The following is an 18,349-nucleotide window of genomic DNA, read 5'->3' on the forward strand; positions in this document are numbered from 1 at the left end:
CGACGGCGTTCGCCAGCGCCTGCGGTCCTGTCCGCTCCCGGAACGCGCCGACGAGTTCGGCGCGGGCCGCTTCGAACCAGGAGAGCTGCGCGGCCAGTTCGGGGCCGAGCTCGGCGGTGTCGATGCCGACGATGATCGCCCAGGTGACGGCCAGGTCGTTCTCCGGCGCACCTGCAGCCGCGTTGGTCCAGTCGATGAGGAACGGGCCCTGGTCGGTGACGATCACGTTCTCCGGGTGGAGGTCGAGGTGGAGCACCTTCCTGAGGCCGCCGTCGTCCATCGCGACGCCTCGCGGCGACCCGGGCAGGCCGGGCGGGGCGTCGATCTCGTGGAGGCGGTCGTGCAGTTCGAGGAGCATCTTGGCGGCCTCGGGCACGCTGATCAATCCGGCGCTCACCTCGGCTCCGAGGGTGCGGCCGTGCAGGCGCTCCATCGTCAGGTCCGCGCCTTCGGGCGCGAACACCTCCGGGACCGGGAACCCCAGGGCGTGCAGGTACCGCATCAGATTCGCCTCCGCGGCGGCGTCGAACGGGCCGCGCCGCAGGACCTTCCGGTCGTCGAGGGCGAACACCTGGGACGCGCGGCCGCCGCCTATCTGCTCCATGCCCGAATCCTAGTGGCGCTCAGCGGTCGCACCAAGCCTCGGAGGCTCTCGTCCACAGGAGCAGGATGACCGCGATCGAGACGACGATGCCCGCTGTCGCGCCGAACCAGGAGGCGAGGTCGGCGGTCACGGCGGTGTGGCCCGCGCGGGGGCCTTCGAAGCCGGGGCCGTTGTACCAGGAGAGCAGGCCGAGGGCGATGACACCGGTCTCTACGAGGCAGGCGAGGCGGCGGCCGATGGCGCTGCGGCGCATCACCATCGAGGCGAGCGCGCCCCGGCAGACGGCGACCGCGAGGGTGCCGGCGGCGAAGCGGTAGAGCGCGGGCGCGGCTCCGTCGGGCACGGGCGCGCCCGTGGAGCGCAGGTGAGCGGCGCTGACGATCGCCAGGGCCAGCCCGGCGGCGCACAGCAGCCCGAGGCCGCAGAGGCCGCCGAGGGTGAGCACGGCGGCGCGGGTGGAGGCGGGCAGGTCGCTGAGAGCGGGGTCTTCCATACGGGGCTTGGCTGTCCTAGCGGGATGAGCGGTGCCGTGCCGCGGTGTGCGTGGGGCCCATGGTGAAGCGGGCACTGATAACGGTATCGCAAGACCGTGCTCACCGGCAGTCGTCACCGTCCGCATTCGACGCCGCGGAGCGCTTGCCAGGCCTCCTCGGGTTATGTAAATTGATGAAAATAAATGTGACGGTCATCGATATCCGGCCGTCGCCCCCTCCGACCGAAAGGCACCTCCATGTCCACCACCACGCCCGCGAGCGCCCCGCCGCGGGCACTCGCCACCCGGGGCAGGCGCCTGGCGCTCGCGCTCGCGGTCCTCGTGAGCGCCGTCCTCGCCGCCACCGGCATCAGCGTCTGGAACACCCAGCAGGCCGATGCCTTCGAGGTCGGCACCTGGTACAACCTGCAGTCCCGCCACTCCGGGCTCGTCATGGGCATCCGCGCGGCCTCGCTCGACAACGGCGCCGAAGCGGTCCAATGGGCCTCCAACGGCTCCTACGACCAGCAGTTCAGGTTCGTCGACGCAGGCGGCGGCTACTACCGTATTCAAGCCCGGCACTCGAATAAGGTCCTCGACGTCGCGAGCGGCTCGACCGCGGACGGCGCGAAAGTCCAGCAGTGGGGCGACGCGAACTCCACGAACCAGCAGTGGAAGATCACCGAGAGCGGCGGCTACGCCACCTTCGTGAACCGCGCCTCCGGCAAGGCCCTGGACGTCTGGGAGTGGTCCACCGCCCAAGGCGGACGCATCTCCCAGTACACCGCCACCGGCGGCACCAACCAGCAGTGGGCGCTCGTCCCGGTCGGCACCTCCACCCGGCCCGGGCACGTCGACGACCTCGAGGGCTTCGGCAACGGCACCACCGGCGGCCAGGGCGGCACCACCGTCACCGTCACCACCCAGGCGGCCCTGGAGCAGTACGCCGCGGCCTCCGGCTCCCACATCATCAAGGTCTCGGGCACGATCAACATCAGCCCCAAGGGCAAGGAGATCAGGGTCGGCTCGAACAAGACGATCATCGGCGTCGGCACCTCGGGCCAGATCGTCGGCGGCGGCTTCTTCCTCGGCACCGGCGTCAACAACGTCATCATCAGGAACCTGACGATCCGCGACACGCTCATGGCCGACGACGACCCCGGCGACGACGCGTACGACTACGACGCCATCCAGATGGACACCGCAAGCAACGTCTGGATCGACCACAACCGCATCTACAACATGAACGACGGCCTCATCGACTCGCGCAAGGACACCACGAACCTCACGGTCTCCTGGAACGAGCTGGGCCCCAACAACAAGTCCTTCGGCATCGGCTGGACCGAGAACGTCACCGCCCGGATGACCATCCACCACAACTGGATCCACGGCACCAACCAGCGCAACCCCAGCACCGACAACGTCGCCTACGCCCACCTGTACAACAACTACCTGCAGGACATCTCGGGCTACGGCAACTACGCCCGCGGCGCGACGAAGATGGTCCTGGAGAACTCCTACTTCGACAACGTCAACGACCCGTTCTACCCCGACGCGGCCGCGCAGCTGCGCCAGAGCGGCAGCATTCTCGTCGACTGCACCGGCGACCAGATCACCCGGGGCTCGGCCTTCAACCCGTCCGACTTCTACAGCTACACCCTCGACGCCGCCAGCGCGGTGCCGAACCTCCTCGACGCCTACGCCGGACCCCAGTCCTGGCTCGGCGTATAGCGAAAGCCCCCGGCGATCGCCAGGGGCTCCCGAAAACCGCTTAGCGCGGGACGAGACGCTGGAGCTGGGTCACGTGGCCCGGCTCCAGCTCCTCCAGCGAGGCGACGCCGAGCAGCTTCATCGTGCGCTCGACCTCCTCCTTGAGGATCGCGATCGTGCGGTCCACGCCGTCGCGCCCGCCCGCCATGAGCCCGTACAGGTACGCCCGGCCGATCATCGTGAACCGCGCGCCCAGCGCGATCGACGCGACGACGTCCGCGCCCGACATGATGCCCGTGTCCACGTGCACCTCGGTGTCCCGGCCGACCTCGCGCACGACCTCCGGCAGGAGGTGGAACGGGACCGGCGCCCGGTCGAGCTGCCGCCCGCCGTGGTTCGACAGGGTGATTCCGTCGACGCCCATGTCCGCCAGGCGCTTCGCGTCCGCGACGGTCTGCACGCCCTTCACCACCACCTTGCCCGGCCACTGCTCCTTGATCCAGGCCAGGTCCTCGTAGTCCACCGTCGGGTCGAACATCGTGTTCAGCAGCTCGGCCACCGTGCCCGACCAGCGGCTCAGCGACGCGAACGCCAAAGGCTCGGTCGTGAGCATGTCGAACCACCAGTTCGGGTGCCTCGCCATGTCGAAGAACGTCTTCGCCGTCAGCTCCGGCGGGATCGCGAACCCGTTGCGCTTGTCGCGCAGCCGCGCCCCCGCGACCGGCACGTCCACAGTGACCAGCAGCGTGTCGAACCCGGCCGCCGCCGCCCGGTCGACCAGGGCCATCGAGCGGTCCCGGTCCTTCCACATGTACAGCTGGAACCAGTTGCGGCCGTCCGGCCCGCCCGCCTCGGCCACGTCCTCGATCGGCGTGGTGCCCATTGTGGACAGCGCGAACGGGATGCCCGCGGCCGCCGCCGCACCGGCACCGGCGCGCTCGCCCTCGGTGTGCATCATCCGCGTGAACCCGGTGGGCGCGATGCCGAACGGCAGCTCGGAACGCCTGCCGAGCACGTCCCAGCCGGTGTCGAGCTGCGACACGTCCCGCAGGATCGCCGGGTGGAACTCGATGTCCTTGAACGCCTGCCGCGCCCGCGCCAGCGAGAGCTCGGCCTCGGCCGCGCCCTCGGTGTAGTCGAACGCGGCGCGCGGGGTGCGGCGCTTCGCGATGAGGCGCAGGTCCTCGATCGTGAGCGCCGCCTTGAGCCGCCGCCGCTTCGCGTTGAAGTCGGGCTTCTTGAACTTCACCAAGGGCAGCAGGTCCTTGGGACGGGGGAATTGTCGTTTCGTCATGCGAGGGCCAATCGGTGTTCGTTCACGGGCCTTCACGCGGCCCGGATGGGGAGGTCGTGCAAGCGTGCCGCAGCGCGCTCCCAAACGCCTTGCGGCCCTTGGGGTGAGTAGAGTCGAGACCGCGTCGAGGCGCGCGCCGCGGCCCGCCGGCTCTCCGGGCCCGCGGCGATGAGGCCGAGCGCCTGCGCCTGGACCAGCGCGTTGCCCAAGGCGGTGGCCTCGACCGGACCGGCGAGGACCGGCAGGCCCGTCGCGTCGGCCGTCGCCTGGCACAGCAGCGCGTTCCGGGTCCCGCCGCCGACCATGTGCACCGTCGCGACCGGCTCGCCGGTCAGCGTCTCGAGTGCGAGGACGGCCCGCCGGTGCGCCAGCGCGAGCGAGTCGACCACGCACGCCGCCACCGCCACCGGGTCCTCCGGGACCGGCTGGCCCGTCTCGGCGCAGTAGGCCCGGATCCGCTCGGGCATGTTCCCCGGCTCGGCGAACCGGGCGTCGTCGGGGTCGACCACCGAACGCAGCCGCTCGAAGCGCCCGGCCCGTTCGAGCAGGTCCGCGAGGTCGATGTCGAGCCCCTCGGCTTCCCACGTACGCAGCGACTCCGACAGCAGCCACAGCCCGGCCACGTTCCGCAGGAACCGGACCGTCCCGTCGACTCCGGCCTCGTTGGTGAACCCGGAGAGCCGGGCCTCCTCGGTGAGGACCGGCGCTTCGCGTTCGACGCCCACGAGCGACCAAGTGCCGCAGGAGATGTACGCGAAGCCGTCCTTCTCGGCCGGGACGGCGGCGACCGCGCTGGCGGTGTCGTGGGAGGCCACGGCGACCACGCGGGTCTCCGGGCCGAGTCCGGTCCGGGCGGCGATCTCGGGCAGCACCGGCCCGAGGACCGTCCCCGGCGGCGTGATCGCGCCGAGCAGGCCGGGCCGGACCCCGACGGTGTCGAGGAGTCCGGGGTCCCAGTCGCCGGTGGCCTGGTCGACGAGGCCGGTCGTGGACGCGTTGGTCGCCTCGCATGCCTTGACGCCGGACAGCCAGTACCCGAGCAGGTCGGGGATGAGCAGTGCGCGGTCAGCGCGGTCGAGGGTCCGCCGGTCTTCGGCGGCGAGTTGGAACGCGGTGTTGAACGGCTGGTGCTGGATCCCGGTGCGCGCGAACCACGCCGCGGGGTCGGCCGCACCGAGCACCCGTTCCCGCGCGGCGGCGTTGCGGCCGTCGCGGTAGCTGACCGGGTTCCCGACGAGGTGCCCGTCGGCGTCGACGAGGCCGTAGTCGACCGCCCACGAGTCCACGCCGACCGAGACCGCGTCGCCGACGGCGCGCAGGCCGTCGAGGACGCCGGACCACAGGCCGAGCACGTCCCAGTAGAGCCGCCCGCGCACATCGACCGAGCGGTTCGGGAACCGCGCGGCCTCCGCCAGTTCGATCCGGTCCCCGTCCAGGTGCGCGGCGATCACGCGCCCTGAGGACGCTCCCAGGTCGACGGCGGCGAAACGCTTGCCGCTCATCGCAGGAACGCAGCCGCGACGCCCGCGTCCACCGGCACGTGGAGCCCGGTGGTCTGCGAGAGGTCGCCGCCGGTGAGCGCGAAGACCGCGTCGGCCACGTGGTCGGGCAGCACTTCGCGCTTGAGCAGGGTCCGCTGCGCGTAGAACTCGCCGAGCTTCTCCTCCTCGACGCCGTAGACGGCGGCGCGGTTCGCGCCCCAACCGGACGCGAAGATCCCCGAGCCGCGCACGACGCCGTCCGGGTTGATCCCGTTCACCCGGATGCCGTGCTCGCCCAGCTCGGCTGCGAGGAGCCGCACCTGGTGCGCCTGGTCGGCCTTCGTCGCGGAGTACGCGATGTTGTTGGGGCCCGCGAACACCGAGTTCTTCGACGCGATGTAGACGATGTCGCCCCCCATGCCCTGCGCGATCATCAACCGGGCGGCCTCACGGCTCACCAGGAACGAGCCCTTCGCCATGACATCGTGCTGCAGGTCCCAGTCCGCCGCCGTGGTCTCCAGCAGCGGCTTCGACAGCGAGAGACCCGCGTTGTTCACGATCAGGTCCACCCCGCCGAACGCCAAGGCCGCCTGTGCGATCGACGCCTTGATCGCGTCTTCATCGGTCACGTCCACAGTGACCGGAACGGCCACGTCGGTCGAGCCGAGCTCGGCGGCCACGGTCGCGGCGGCCTCGCCGTCCCGGTCGGCGACGACGACGCACGCGCCTTCAGCTGCGAGCCTGTGCGCGATGGCCCGGCCGATCCCGGAGCCGCCGCCCGTGACGAGTGCGACCCGCGTGGCCAGGGCCTTCGGCTTCGGCATCCGCTGAAGCTTGGCCTCTTCGAGCGACCAGTACTCGATGCGGAACTTCTCCGACTCCGCGATGGGCGCGTACGTGGAGATCGACTCCGCACCCCGCATCACGTTGATGGCGTTGACGTAGAATTCGCCCGCCACCCGCGCAGTCTGCTTGTCCTTGCCGAACGAGAACATGCCCACGCCCGGCACCAGCACGATCGCCGGGTCCGCGCCGCGCATCGCGGGGGAGTCCGCCGTCGCGAACCGCTCGTAGTAGGCCCGGTAGTCCGCCCGGTAGGCCTCGTGCAGCTCTTGCAACCTCGCCACGGTGTCCTCAAGGGACGCGGTCGGCGGGAGGTCGAGGACCAGCGGCCGGACCTTGGTGCGCAGGAAGTGGTCCGGGCACGACGTGCCGAGGGCCGCGAGCTCGGGCATCCGCGCGGAGGCGAGGAAATCGAGCACCTCCTCCTCGTCGGTGAAGTGCCCGACCTGGCGGTTGTCCTGAGAGGCCAGGCCCCGGACCACCGGCGCGAGGGCGGCGGCCCGCTCGCGGCGCTCGGCCTCCGGCAGCGGCGCGAACGCGGCCACCGCCGGGCCGAACGGCTCGGTGTTGCCGCTCTCCTCGATGAACGCCTGCGCCTTCGCGATGATCTCCAGCGAGTTCGCCTCGCACTCCTCGGAGGTCGCACCCCACGCGGTGATGCCGTGGCCGCCGAGGATGCACCCGATGGCCTGCGGGTTCGCCGCCTGCACGGCCGCGATGTCAAGGCCCAGCTGGAAACCGGGCCTGCGCCAGTCGACCCACACGACGCGGTCGCCGAAGCACTCGCGGGTCAGCGCCTCGCCGTCGGCGGCGGTCGCCAGCGCGATCCCCGCGTCCGGGTGCAGGTGGTCGACGTGCGCGGCCTCGACGAGCCCGTGCATCGCGGTGTCGATCGACGGCGCGGCCCCGCCGCGCCCGTGCAGGCAGTAGTCGAACGCGGCGACCATCTCGTCTTCGCGTTCCTCGCCCGGGTAGGTCTTCACCAAGGCGCGCATGCGGTCCAGCCGCAGCACGGCCAGTCCGGCCTCGGTCAGCGTCCCGAGGTCGCCGCCGGAGCCCTTGACCCACAGCAGTTCCACCGGTTCGCTCGTGACCGGGTCGGTGTCCGTGCCCTTCGCGGAGGTGTTGCCGCCCGCGTAGTTGGTGTTGCGCTTGTCGGCCCCGAGCCGGTTCGAGCGCGCGATGAGGTCTTTCACGGTGTCTCCCATTCCTTAAGCACCCCAACCAGCCTGCGCCCCGCCGACGCGTTCGGCGGCGATCTTCTCGGCGTACCCGGAGGCATTGAAGGCCCGCATCGGGTCGGGCGCGAGGCCCTGCTCCTCGCGCAGTTCGGCGAGCAGCGGGCGCACGTCGGTGTTGTAGGCGTCCATGAGGACCGCGTTGGCCCCCAGCACGTCCCCGTCGGCCTGCGCCTTGCCGAGCGCGTCGGTGTCGACCAGGAGCGCCTTCGCGGTCGCCTCCTGCACGTTCATCACGGACCGGATCTGGCCGGGGATCTTCGGCTCGATGTTGTGGCACTGGTCGAGCATGAAGTTGACACCCGCGTCGAGGCCGCCGCCGCGCGCGACCTCGTGCATGATCCGGAAGAGCTGGAACGGGTCGGCGGCACCGGCGATGAGGTCGTCGTCGGCGTAGAAGCGGGAGTTGAAGTCGAACGCGCCGAGCTTGCCTTCGCGGAGGAGGAACGCGACGATGAACTCGATGTTGGTGCCGGGGGCGTGGTGGCCGGTGTCGACCACGACCTTCGCCTTGTCGCCCAGGCGGAGCGTGTGCGCGTACGCGGTGCCCCAGTCGGGCACGTCGGTGGCGTAGAACGCGGGCTCGAAGAACTTGTACTCCAGGATCATGCGCTGGTCCGCGCCGAGGCGGGCGTAGACCTCGTCGAGCGCTTCGGCGAGGCGGTCCTGGCGGGCGCGCAGGTCGTCCTGGCCGGGGTAGTTGAGGCCGTCGGCGAACCAGAGCTTGAGGTCGGAGGAGCCGGTGGCGTCCATGATGTCGACGCACTCCAGGAGGTGGTCGACCGCCTTGCGCCGCACGGCCGCCTGGGGGTGGCAGACCGAGCCGAGCATGTAGTCGTCGTCCTGGAACGTGTTCGAGTTGATGACGCCGATCGCGACGCCGAGGTTCTCGGCGTGGGCCGCGAGCTCGGCGTAGGAGTCGACCTTGTCCCAGGGGATGTGCAGCGACACGGTCGCGGCCGCGCCGGTGTAGCGGTGGACCTCGGCGGCGTCGGCGAGCTTCTCGAACGGGTCGCGCGGCACGCCGGCCTGGCCGAAGACCTTGAAGCGGGTGCCCGAGTTCCCGTAGGCCCACGAGGGCACCTCGATGCTCAGCCTGCGCAGCGCTGCCTTCACTTGCGGGGCGTCCATGACCCGTGCTCCTTCCCTCCGGCCCGAGCCGAAGATGATTTGAACGATTCAATACTGTAAATCGGCTCTCAACTGGCCTTGTCAAGCAATCGAGTGTCAATTGATACTTGAATTCCGAAACATTTATTGAATCGATTCATTCAGTTGCCGAGCATGAGCGTACCCCAAACGCCGCGACCGCACCAGCCCCCGCCTCCGGCGCGTTCGCACCGGAGGCGGGGCCAGGTCCTAGTTCCGCAGCCAGACCGTGGTCTCGCCGGGCAGCTCGCCGTCGACCGGCCCGCTCGCGAGCAGCACCTCTCCGGCGGGCAGCGGCACCGCCGTCGAACCGAAGTTCGCCACGGCCTCCCACCCGTTCGCCCGGCGCAGGTGCAGCACCTGCGGCTCCGAGGGCGCCCACGTCAGCGACTCGTCGGCCTGCAGCTCCCGCCGCAGCGCCAGCGCGTCGCGGTACAGGTTGAGCGTCGAGGCCGGGTCGTCCGACTGCGCCTCGACCGACGCCGCCCCGAACCACTCCGGCTGCGGCAGATGCGCTTTCGCGTCGCCGAACCCGAACGACCGGCCTGTTGCGGTCCACGGGAGCGGGACGCGGCAGCCGTCGCGGCCCACGTCCACGCCGGGGCTGCGGAAGAACGTCGGGTCCTGCCGGGCCGCGTCAGGGATGTCCGCGACCTCGCTCAGCCCCAGCTCCTCACCCTGGTACAGGTACGCGCTGCCGGGCAGCGCGAGCATGAACAACGTCGCGGCGCGGGCGCGGCGCAGCCCCGCCTCCGTGTCGACCACCGGCTCGGTGCCGCCCGAGAGCAGCCACGTCCGGTTGTAGTGGCGCGGCCGGTCGCCGTTGGGCGGCAGGCCGTACCGGGTCGCGTGGCGCACCACGTCGTGGTTGGAGAACACCCAGGTCGTGGACGACCCGGAGGCGGCGGCCTGGTCGAGGTTGTCGACGATGATCCGCCGGTACGCCTCGGGGTCGAAGTCCGCTTCGAGCAGGTCGAAGTTGAACGCCTGGCCGAGCCCGGAGGCGCTGGCGTAGCGGGCGCGGCGCGAGGGCGGGTTCACCCACGCCTCGGCGACGGCGATGCGCGGCGGGTCGTACTCGTCGAAGACCTCGCGCCACCCGGCGTAGATCTCGTGGACCTCGTCGCGGTCCCACAAGAGGTGCGTGCCCGTGGCGGTGTCCATCGCGGCGAGCTCGGCCTCCGAAGGCAGGTTCTCGGGGAGGTCCTTGGCGAGGGCGTGGGCGACGTCGACGCGGAAGCCGTCCACTCCCCGGTCGGACCAGAACCGGAGGGTCTTGAGGAAGTCGGCGCGCACCTCTTCGTTGTGCCAGTTGAAGTCCGGCTGCTCGGGGGCGAACAGGTGCAGGTACCACTGGCCGTCGCCGACCGGGTCCCAGGCGGGGCCGCCGAACATGCACTTCCAGTCGGCCGGCGGCAGCTCGCCGTGCTCGCCGAGGCCGTCGCGGAAGACGTACCGGTCCCGTTCGGGCGAGCCCTTCGGCGCTGCCAGCGCCTCCTTGAACCACTCGTGCTGGTCGGAGGAGTGGTTGGGGACGATGTCGACGATGAGCTTGATGCCCGCCCCGTGCAGGGCCGCGACCATGGCGTCGAAGTCGGCGAGGGTGCCCAGGCGCGGGTCGACGTTGCGGTAGTCGGCGACGTCATAGCCGCCGTCGGCCAGCTCGGACGGGTAGAACGGGCTCAGCCACACGGCGTCGACGCCGAGCCGCGCGAGGTAGTCGACGCGGGAGGTGATGCCGGGGAGGTCGCCGATGCCGTCGCCGTTCGCGTCGGCGAAGCTGCGCGGGTAGATCTGGTAGACGGTGGCCTGTCGCCACCAGTCGGCGTCCAGGCGCTGCGGCGGGGTGGCGTCGGTGGTGCTGGTCAGCAGCTCGGTCATTGAGTTGCCTTTCGAAAATTGATACCGTGATTAAATCTAGTTAGAAAATCAACTCGCTCTGCAATACTGAAGCACGGAGAGCCGAGGTGTCAAGAGACTTGCCCCGAGAAGACGAGAAGCACGCGTACCCGCAGAAGCGGGCCAACGCCGCCGCCGTGCTGGACTACGCCTGGGACACCGGCGCGTTCACCGCGACCGAGGCCATCGCCGCCACCGGCCTGACCCGATCGACCGTGATCGCCCTGTGCGACGACCTCGTGTCGCAGGGCTGGTTCTGCGAGCTGCCCAACGCCCGCGCGGCGGGGGAGTACAGCAAGGGCCGCCCCGCCCGCCGCTACGAGCTGCGCTCCAGCGCCGGAGTCGTCGTCGGCGTCGACGCTGGAGAGCACTGCCTGACCGCCGCAGTCGCCGACATGCGCGGCCGCGAACTCGCCCGCGCCCACACCGCCCTCGACCCCGACGGCACCGAGCCGCGCACCGCCGTCGCCGACGCCGTCATCGCCCGCGCCCTCACCGACGCGGGCGTGCAGGCGGACGCGGTCCTGTGCATCAGCGTCGGCGTGCCCGCCCCCACCGACCTCGACGGCGCCTCTCCCGAAGGCGAGTTCGAGTTCTGGTCCCGCATGAACCCCGGCTTCGCCGCCCACTTCAGGGAACGCGGCTGGCTCACCGAGGTCGAGAACGACGCCAACCTCGCCGCCCTCGCCGAAGGCGCCCTCGGCGCGGGCGTCGGCGCGTCCTCCTACATCACGCTCATGTCCGGCGAGCGCTTCGGCGCGGGCTACGTCGTCGACGGTCACCTCGTGCGCGGCAGACGCGGCGCGGCGGGCGAACTGCGGCTCCTCTCCCTCGTCGAAGGCGTCGGCTCCACCCACGGCATCGCGGCCCTGCTCCGCACCTGGGCCCTCGAACTCCGCGCCACCGGCACAGTGGACGAATCAAGCCTGATCATGAAGACCCCCAAAGCGAACCTCGGCGCCGAACTCGTCTTCCAGGCCGCCGGGTCCGGCGACGCCGCCGCGCTCTCCCTCCTCGACCGCATGGCCGAGCGCCTCGCCCGCATCTGCGCGGTCCTCGGCGGCCTCCTCGACGTCGAACGCATCGTCTTCACCGGCGCGGTCGCCGACTCCCTCGGCCCGCTCCTGGCCCTCGCCGCCGCCCGCCTCGACGAGCTCACCCACCCGCCCGCGCCCGAACTCGTCGCCTCCACCCTCCACGGCGGCGTCGTCAGCACCGGCGCCCTCGTCCGCGCCCTCCAGATCGTGCGCGCCAACGCCATCGCCCTCGCCCCCGCGACCGCCGAAGAACCCCTCGCACACTGAAGGGCCGGAACCCGAAAGCCCCGGCCCCACAAGAACCGGCTACTCCGCGCGGATGTCGTCCACGTAGACCGTGCCGCTCGCCGTCGCCCCGCCGTAGCCCAGGTACAGGTTGAACGCCGACACCTCCGCCAGGTGCTCCGCGTCCAGGAGCTCGTCCGTGTGCCCCGTGTCCCAAGGCGCGGGCCTGAACTCGCTGAACGGCGCGACCACCTCGGCCCCGGCCGTGTTCGACAGGCCCGTGTTGTACTCGAAGTACGCGCCCTTCGACACCACCTGGATCGTCATGCCGTTCGTCGAGCCGTCGCCCTTGAGCCACAGCTTCAACGCCCCGAGCGCCGTCCAGTCCGCGCCCACCGACTTCCCGATGCCCGTGTACCCCGCGTTCGCGAAATCGTACGAGTACGCCAGACCGTAAGCGCCCGAAGCCTTGTGCTCCGCACTGAGCTTCGTCGTGTTGGCGTTGACGTGGCTGTACGCCTCGCTCAACGTCAGGTCGTCCCCGGCGTACCCCTCGAAGTCGTCGATCCACCCCGCCGGAAGCGGCTCGACCTCGCCGAGGAACACCAGCGCCGAGTCCGTCATGGTCTTCGACCCGACCTTGGCGCTCACCGTGACCGTCACCGTCCGGTTGTCCAGCCAGGACGGATCGATCGCCCACTTGCCCGAGTAGAACCCGGCCGAGTCCCGCGTCAGCGTCACCGGCGCGCCCCCGTTCACCGAGTACTGGGCCTTCCGCGAGGTCGCCCCGGTCAGGCGCATCCGCACCGTCGTCTCCGTCGTCGTGACGCGCTGGCGGTCGGTGGGGGTCACCAGGTGCAGGAACGGCGCGGCCGCAGCCGCGTACGTGGGGGCGTCGAACACACCTTCGAGGTCGGAGGCGAACAGCGAGTACGGGTCCTCGTAGTAGGACACGAAGTCCGGCTCCATCGCGTGCCCCGGGAACGGGACGTACGCGCGGTTGTTCCCGCCGAAGTTCGCCCAGGTGAGCATGTGCGACACGCGGCTCGCGCCCGGGTCGGCCTTGAGCGCGCCGAGGAGGTCGGTGAACCAGGCGAGGTTGCGGCCCTCCTCCCCGGACTCGCCGAACTCGGTGAACGCGGGGACCTTCCCGCGGTCCGCGGCGAGGTCCACGACCATCGCGAGGTCCTTCATCGTGCCCGCCAGCCATTCCGCGGAGCCGGCTGAGTTGTCGTACGCGTCGTAGCCGAGGATGTCCACGAACTCGTCGCCCGGGTAGGTCTTCATGTAGTTCGTGGGGTCGCCGCCGAAGCTCGAGTTCGGCGAGTACGAGTACAGGAGGTTGTGGACCTTCTTGGTGTCGCGCAGGTACTCCACGGTGTACCGGAAGATCTCGATGAACTCGGCGCTGGTGCAGTGCCCCGCGCCCCACCAGAACCAGCCGCCGGTGTTCTCGTGGAAGGGCCGGAACACGACCGGGATGAGCGTCCCGTCGGCGCGCTTGGCGCCCTTGACGGCCGCCGCGATCCGGTCGAGGAACTCGTTGAAGTCGGCGTGCTTCGGTCCGCCGGGCAGGATCTGGCTGACGACGCGGCCCGCGGTGTCCCAGAAGTCCCCGCCCGTGACGAAGTTGTACATGTGCGCGCTGAGCACGTTGATCCCGCCGAGCGCGTCGGACTTCTCGAAGGCCCAGCTCAAGGCCTCGATGTTCTGCTCGACGGTGCCGCCGTACACGCCGGGCTTCTGGAACCCGTTGAGGATCAGGGTGTCCCAGCCGAACACGGCCGGATAGTCGCCCGTGGTCGCCTCCACGTCCGAGGTCGTCTCGGTGAACTCGCTGAACGTGAAGCCGTCGGTGAGGGAGTGCTCGTGGCCGAACAGGATGCCCTGGCCCTGCTGGTCGAGCATGTACTGGAAGAGCGCGCGCGTCTCGCGGGTGGCGCAGCTGTCGACGATCTTCACCCGGGAGGCCCGGGCGGTCTCGGCGCTCGCGGCGAGCGGCACGCTGGCGGCCGCGACGGCGGCGGCGCCCAAGGTGATCACGGCGCGGCGGGGTGCGCGGAATGCGGGGAAAGGCACTTGCGTCTCCTTTGGAACGAAGGGCCCTCGCAGGAGGGGTTGGATCCGGTGTACGGCTCTGACCTGGGGTTTCAGAAACTGAATCGGTTAAGCCGACCACAGGATATCCATAGCAATTCATCGATGTCAACGGCTCGGACGCCACTGAGTCGGTTCGGCGCGTGCGGCGGCTCCGCGACGCACGAGCGCCGCGCGGGTAAGGACCCGCGCGGCGCTCCCGAACCGTCCCCTTACGACAGGAAGCTGCCGTACGGGCCGTTGCGGATGCCGTTCTTCTGCTGGGTGTTGAAGTGGCAGTTCGGGTACGAGTAGAACGACGCTGACATCGGGGTGCCGTCCGTGAAGCTCGAGTCCGGGAGCCCGAGGGCGTGGCCCATCTCGTGGACCATGCCGCCGTACCAGCGGTTCATGTCGCCGCCGAGGCCCGCCGCGCCGTCGGCGTCGTGGCCGGACAGGATCGCCCAGCCGCCGCCACCGCCGCCGCCGGAGACGCCCTCCTTCTCGGCGCTGATCTCGCCGATGTTGATCCACCGGCGGTCGGGCGCGTTCAGGCCGAGCCGCCGCATCAGCTCCTGCTGCATGTTGAACACCACCCACCAGTACTCCTCGCCGCCGTTGGGGGTGTTCTCGTACCAGGCCGCGTCGTGCTCGCCCGCGACGACCTCCACGACCGGGTCGTTGAGGCGGAACGTGACGCCCAGTTCCTGCCGGTAGTAGCGCTGGGTCTCGCGCATGACGTTCGCGATCCCGTCCGGGTACCGCTGGTCGTACGGCACGTCGGTCGGCCGCAGCCAGTAGACGCGGACGGTGCCCGTGGGCGGGGCCGCGCCCGCGCCCTCGGCGAACGCGAGGGAGCCGAGCGCCCCGGCCGCCGGTGCGGCGACCGCGCCGAGGAGCGCGGCGCGGCGTGAGAACCGCGGGTTCGTCGCTTGCTGTTCTTCCACTGCATACCTCCGTGAGTGTCGGCAGGTAAGGCCGGTAGCCACCCGAAACCGTCCGAAAAGGTTTTCGGGCGACTTTTCGCCATACTATGGCCAGCACCGCATCCGGTCAATGCATAGATGTGTGTCTATGGTTTCGGGAACCTCACGGCTCCAGACCCGGGCGCCTGCTCGGGAACCCGTGCGCCCGCGCGGCGACCACGACGACGAGCACCGGCACCATCAATGCCATTACGCCCCAAGGGAACGAGCCCGCACCGAACGCGCCCAGCATGACCCCGCCCAGCGCGCCGCCGCCCGCCATGAACGAGTTCCAGGTGGTCACGAGCAGCGGCTGCGCCCGGTCCCCGCCCGCGTCGTTGACCGCCGTCTGCATCACCGTCGGCACGCCGCCCCAGCCGAGGCCCCACAGGGCCACCGCGAGGAACAGCATGACCGGGTTCGACGCGAACACGGTGAGGATTCCGGCCGCGACCAGGAACAGGACCGCGCCGGTGATCGTCAGCAGCCGCAGCCGCCGGTCCACGAGCGCACCGGTCACCACGATGCTCGCCACCGAGGCGACGCCGAACACCAGCAGCACCGCCTCACGCCTGCCGTCCATCCCGTTGGCGGCCAGGAACGGCGCGATGTACGTGTACAGGATGTTGTGCGCGAGGATGTACGCCGCCACGGTGAACAGCACCGCGACCACGCCCGGCAGCCGCAGCGCCGCGAGGATCGGCTCCCGCTCGCCCGCCTTCCGCCCCGGGAACTCCGGCACCGCGACCCGGATCCACGCCATGAGGAGCACCGAGACGATCGCCATGAGCCCGAACGTCATCCGCCACCCGAACAGGTCGCCAAGGAAGGACCCCAGCGGGATGCCCAGCGAGAGCGCCAGCGGCACGCCCGCCATCGTCAGCGCGATCGCGCGCCCCTGCAGGTGCGGCGGCGCGAGCCTCCTGGCGTACCCGACCAGCTCGGCCCACACGACCGCCGCCGCGACCCCCGCAGCGAGCCGGAAGCCCATCGTCAGGACGTACGAGGACGACAGCGCCGTGACCGCGTTGGCGACCGCGAACACCGCGACCGCGACGAGCATCAGCCGCCGCCGGGGCCACGACGCGGTCGCCGTCACCACCGGGATCGCCGAGAACCCCGTGGCCAGCGCGTAGATCGTGAGGGTCTGCCCGGCGGCGGACTCGCTCACCGACATCCCCGCGGCCATCTCCGGCAGCACCCCGGCGGGCAGCGCCTCGGTGAGGATCGCCATGAAGGCGGCCGTGGTGAGCGCGAGCAGCGGCCAGAGCGGGAGGCGTTCGGGCGCAACAGGTTTCGTCTGATCGGGAATACGATCGGCATGCGTTGTGGTCATACCCTGTACCCTCCGACCTTCACACCTATGTGAGGGTCAAGCCAAGACCGAGTGAGGTGCGACATATGCGAATCGGCGAGCTGTCCGAGCGGACCGGCATCCCCCGGCGGATGCTGCGCTACTACGAGGAGACCGGGATGCTCATCCCCGACCGCTGCGCCAACGGCTACCGCAACTACGGCGAAGGAAGCGTCGACAAGGCCCTCCAGATCCGGGGCCTCCTCGACACCGGGATGCCGACCCGGGTCATCCGCCAAGTCCTGCCCTGCCTCAAGCAGCCAGGCGACATCCACGTCTACGACGCCACTCCCGAGACCCTCCACCTCCTCGAACGCGAGCTCGACGGCATGACCGAGCGCATCGCGACCATGTCCCGCAACCGGGACGCCATCGCCCGCTACATCGAGACGGTGCACCTCGCGCAGGAGGCGAGCGCCTGAGGGCGGCATGTGAACGGTCATCGCGCTGTGGGTAGGGTCGGCTTGCTCGATCCACATTCCACGCGCGGCCCGGCCGCGCGCGGGCATACCGAAGGACGAAACCGGCAATGAGTAGACCTTCGCAGCCTGAGGCCTCCGACGAACGGAAGCCCCGCTTGGCGAACTGGAAACGCATCTCCATAGTGGCCGCCGCGGCGGCGCTCCTCTTCGCGGGGACGACCATGGCCACGGCCCTGGCGACCTCGCCCACCGCCTCCGAAGGCGACGACGCGCCACTGGAATCCCCAGCAGACGCCTCCGAGACCGCCGCCGCCGCGACCACTGACGAAGCCCCCGACGCGGCAGCGTTGGCCGGGCCCGAGTCCCCCTCGCCCGAAGCGGTGGGGGAGTGCGAGCGGGTCCCCGGCGCCGCACCGGAAGTCACCGTCACCCAGGTCGACGCGAACGCGATCGGGTACGGGCAGGAAGGCGACACCGAGCGTCTGCCGATGGCCATCGCCGCCAGGCCCGGCGGGTCCTGGCTCGCTTGGGTGGGAACCGATGACCAGATCCACCTCGGCAAGCTCGACTGCGACGACAAGCTGGAAGGCGACCCGATCGCGTTCGAGGGCATCGACCTCCAGGACGTCATCGCCGACGCGGACGGCGTCGTCGTGCTCGTGACCCGCGAGGGCGACTGCGGTGGCGGGAAGCTCTGCGGCGGCGAGTCCAGCCCGTGCAACACGATGCACATGGTGCGCTTCGACAACGACGGCAACCAGGTCTGGGAACGCGAGGTCACCAACCTCGGCGACGGCCTGGGCGGCTACGACGACGGCGCCCGCTTCATCTGGTGGTACCAGCACCACGGCCGCCTCGCCACCGACGGCGAGCACTTCGCCGCGTACTTCGGCGTCGCCATCACCGTCGCCAACGGCGACTGCGTCGACATCCACCAGGGCGACCGCATGCAGGTCGTCGACAAGGACGGGAACCTCGTCGACCACCCCGACGCGTTCGAAGTCGGCTGCAGCCACAGCTGGAACACCCGGATCGTCTGGAACCCCGGCAACGAGGAGTTCGGGATGGTCTGCGCCACGGACAACGAATGCCGTATAGCCCAACCTGATCCCTATGAGACGGTCGCCTTCGGCGTCTGCGACGGCACCCTCTTCGGCGGCGACCTCATCTTCACCGGCGACGGCCCGCACTACTGGACCGCCTGGAGCCAGAGCGGCGAGATCCGCTTGGAGCAGTTCGAACCCGACTCCAACTCGATCGAGACCGGGATCGAGTCCGCCCACCCGCACCTCGTCAACTACGGGCAGGGCCTCATGCTCCTCGCCTGGGAGGACGGCGACGGCATCACCGCGCGGATCCTCAACTCCGGCATGGGAACCGCCGTTGGCGACGACTTCTCCATCGACGTCCCCGACCACAGCTTCCAAGCCTTCAAGACCTACGACGACGGCAGCGTCGCCTACCCCGCCGCGGGCGGCGACGGCACCATCCAGATCGCCCGGGTGATGCCGTTCAGCGGCTGACCTGCGAACTCACAAGCCGAAAATCGAGTAGTGACAATGAAGGCGAACTCTGCTAGC

13 protein-coding genes and 1 pseudogene are annotated in these 18,349 nt (G+C 70.3%); 4 read left to right on the top strand and 10 right to left on the bottom strand.

The window, feature by feature from the left end; translation table 11 throughout:
- Nucleotides 1-124: 124 nt before the first annotated feature.
- Nucleotides 125-604: pseudogene (locus tag ACGGCP_RS14980) on the bottom strand (phosphotransferase); the annotation flags it as partial.
- 19 nt (nucleotides 605-623) lie between these two features.
- Nucleotides 624-1,097 (bottom strand): hypothetical protein, encoded by a 474-nt coding sequence (locus tag ACGGCP_RS14985; protein WP_392966237.1) that lies wholly within the window; start codon nucleotides 1,095-1,097, stop codon nucleotides 624-626.
- A gap of 237 nt (nucleotides 1,098-1,334) precedes the next feature.
- Between ACGGCP_RS14985 and ACGGCP_RS14990 the strand changes: the two genes are divergently transcribed.
- Nucleotides 1,335-2,807 (top strand): RICIN domain-containing protein, encoded by a 1,473-nt coding sequence (locus ACGGCP_RS14990; protein WP_392966240.1) that lies wholly within the window; start codon nucleotides 1,335-1,337, stop codon nucleotides 2,805-2,807.
- Nucleotides 2,808-2,847: 40 nt separating this feature from the next.
- Here the strand turns inward: ACGGCP_RS14990 and ACGGCP_RS14995 are convergent, their stop codons facing one another.
- The 5 genes from ACGGCP_RS14995 to ACGGCP_RS15015 form a co-directional block, all read right to left on the bottom strand.
- On the bottom strand, nucleotides 2,848-4,080 hold the full coding sequence (locus ACGGCP_RS14995) for an alpha-hydroxy-acid oxidizing protein (protein ID WP_392966243.1): 1,233 nt from the start codon (nucleotides 4,078-4,080) through the stop codon (nucleotides 2,848-2,850).
- Between the two features lie 32 nt (nucleotides 4,081-4,112).
- The gene (locus tag ACGGCP_RS15000; RefSeq protein WP_392966246.1) at nucleotides 4,113-5,582 is read right to left on the bottom strand and encodes a rhamnulokinase family protein; all 1,470 of its coding nucleotides are present in this window, start codon (nucleotides 5,580-5,582) and stop codon (nucleotides 4,113-4,115) included.
- Nucleotides 5,579-7,600 carry a bifunctional aldolase/short-chain dehydrogenase gene (locus ACGGCP_RS15005; protein WP_392966248.1) on the bottom strand — a complete coding sequence of 674 codons (2,022 nt, stop codon included), beginning with the start codon at nucleotides 7,598-7,600 and terminating at the stop codon, nucleotides 5,579-5,581. The genes ACGGCP_RS15000 and ACGGCP_RS15005 overlap by 4 nt, the downstream gene beginning before the upstream one ends.
- 15 nt (nucleotides 7,601-7,615) lie before the next feature.
- A complete protein-coding gene (gene rhaI / locus ACGGCP_RS15010; protein ID WP_392966250.1) occupies nucleotides 7,616-8,773 on the bottom strand; it encodes an L-rhamnose isomerase in 1,158 nt (385 codons plus the stop codon).
- 228 nt (nucleotides 8,774-9,001) lie between these two features.
- Complete coding sequence (locus tag ACGGCP_RS15015) at nucleotides 9,002-10,672, bottom strand: glycoside hydrolase family 13 protein (protein WP_392966253.1); 1,671 nt, start codon at nucleotides 10,670-10,672, stop codon at nucleotides 9,002-9,004.
- A gap of 98 nt (nucleotides 10,673-10,770) precedes the next feature.
- Between ACGGCP_RS15015 and ACGGCP_RS15020 the strand changes: the two genes are divergently transcribed.
- Complete coding sequence (locus tag ACGGCP_RS15020) at nucleotides 10,771-11,994, top strand: ROK family protein (protein ID WP_392966256.1); 1,224 nt, start codon at nucleotides 10,771-10,773, stop codon at nucleotides 11,992-11,994.
- A 39-nt stretch (nucleotides 11,995-12,033) separates the two neighbouring features.
- Here ACGGCP_RS15020 and ACGGCP_RS15025 read toward each other — a convergent pair whose 3' ends face one another.
- From ACGGCP_RS15025 to ACGGCP_RS15035, 3 genes are all read right to left on the bottom strand, one after another.
- The gene (locus ACGGCP_RS15025) at nucleotides 12,034-14,031 is read right to left on the bottom strand and encodes a glycosyl hydrolase (protein ID WP_392966258.1); all 1,998 of its coding nucleotides are present in this window, start codon (nucleotides 14,029-14,031) and stop codon (nucleotides 12,034-12,036) included.
- Between the two features lie 230 nt (nucleotides 14,032-14,261).
- Nucleotides 14,262-14,975 (bottom strand): hypothetical protein, encoded by a 714-nt coding sequence (locus ACGGCP_RS15030; protein ID WP_392966261.1) that lies wholly within the window; start codon nucleotides 14,973-14,975, stop codon nucleotides 14,262-14,264.
- Nucleotides 14,976-15,117: 142 nt separating this feature from the next.
- On the bottom strand, nucleotides 15,118-16,329 hold the full coding sequence (locus tag ACGGCP_RS15035; protein ID WP_392966263.1) for an MFS transporter: 1,212 nt from the start codon (nucleotides 16,327-16,329) through the stop codon (nucleotides 15,118-15,120).
- 65 nt (nucleotides 16,330-16,394) lie between these two features.
- Between ACGGCP_RS15035 and ACGGCP_RS15040 the strand changes: the two genes are divergently transcribed.
- Both ACGGCP_RS15040 and ACGGCP_RS15045 read left to right on the top strand, forming a co-directional pair.
- Entirely contained in the window at nucleotides 16,395-16,769 is a 375-nt protein-coding gene (locus ACGGCP_RS15040) for a MerR family transcriptional regulator (protein WP_392966265.1), read from the top strand.
- 107 nt (nucleotides 16,770-16,876) lie between these two features.
- Nucleotides 16,877-18,292 (top strand): hypothetical protein, encoded by a 1,416-nt coding sequence (locus ACGGCP_RS15045; protein WP_392966267.1) that lies wholly within the window; start codon nucleotides 16,877-16,879, stop codon nucleotides 18,290-18,292.
- Nucleotides 18,293-18,349 lie beyond the last annotated feature (57 nt).

Source organism: Glycomyces sp. NPDC048151 (assembly GCF_043202775.1).
Lineage (GTDB): Bacteria > Actinomycetota > Actinomycetes > Mycobacteriales > Micromonosporaceae > Glycomyces.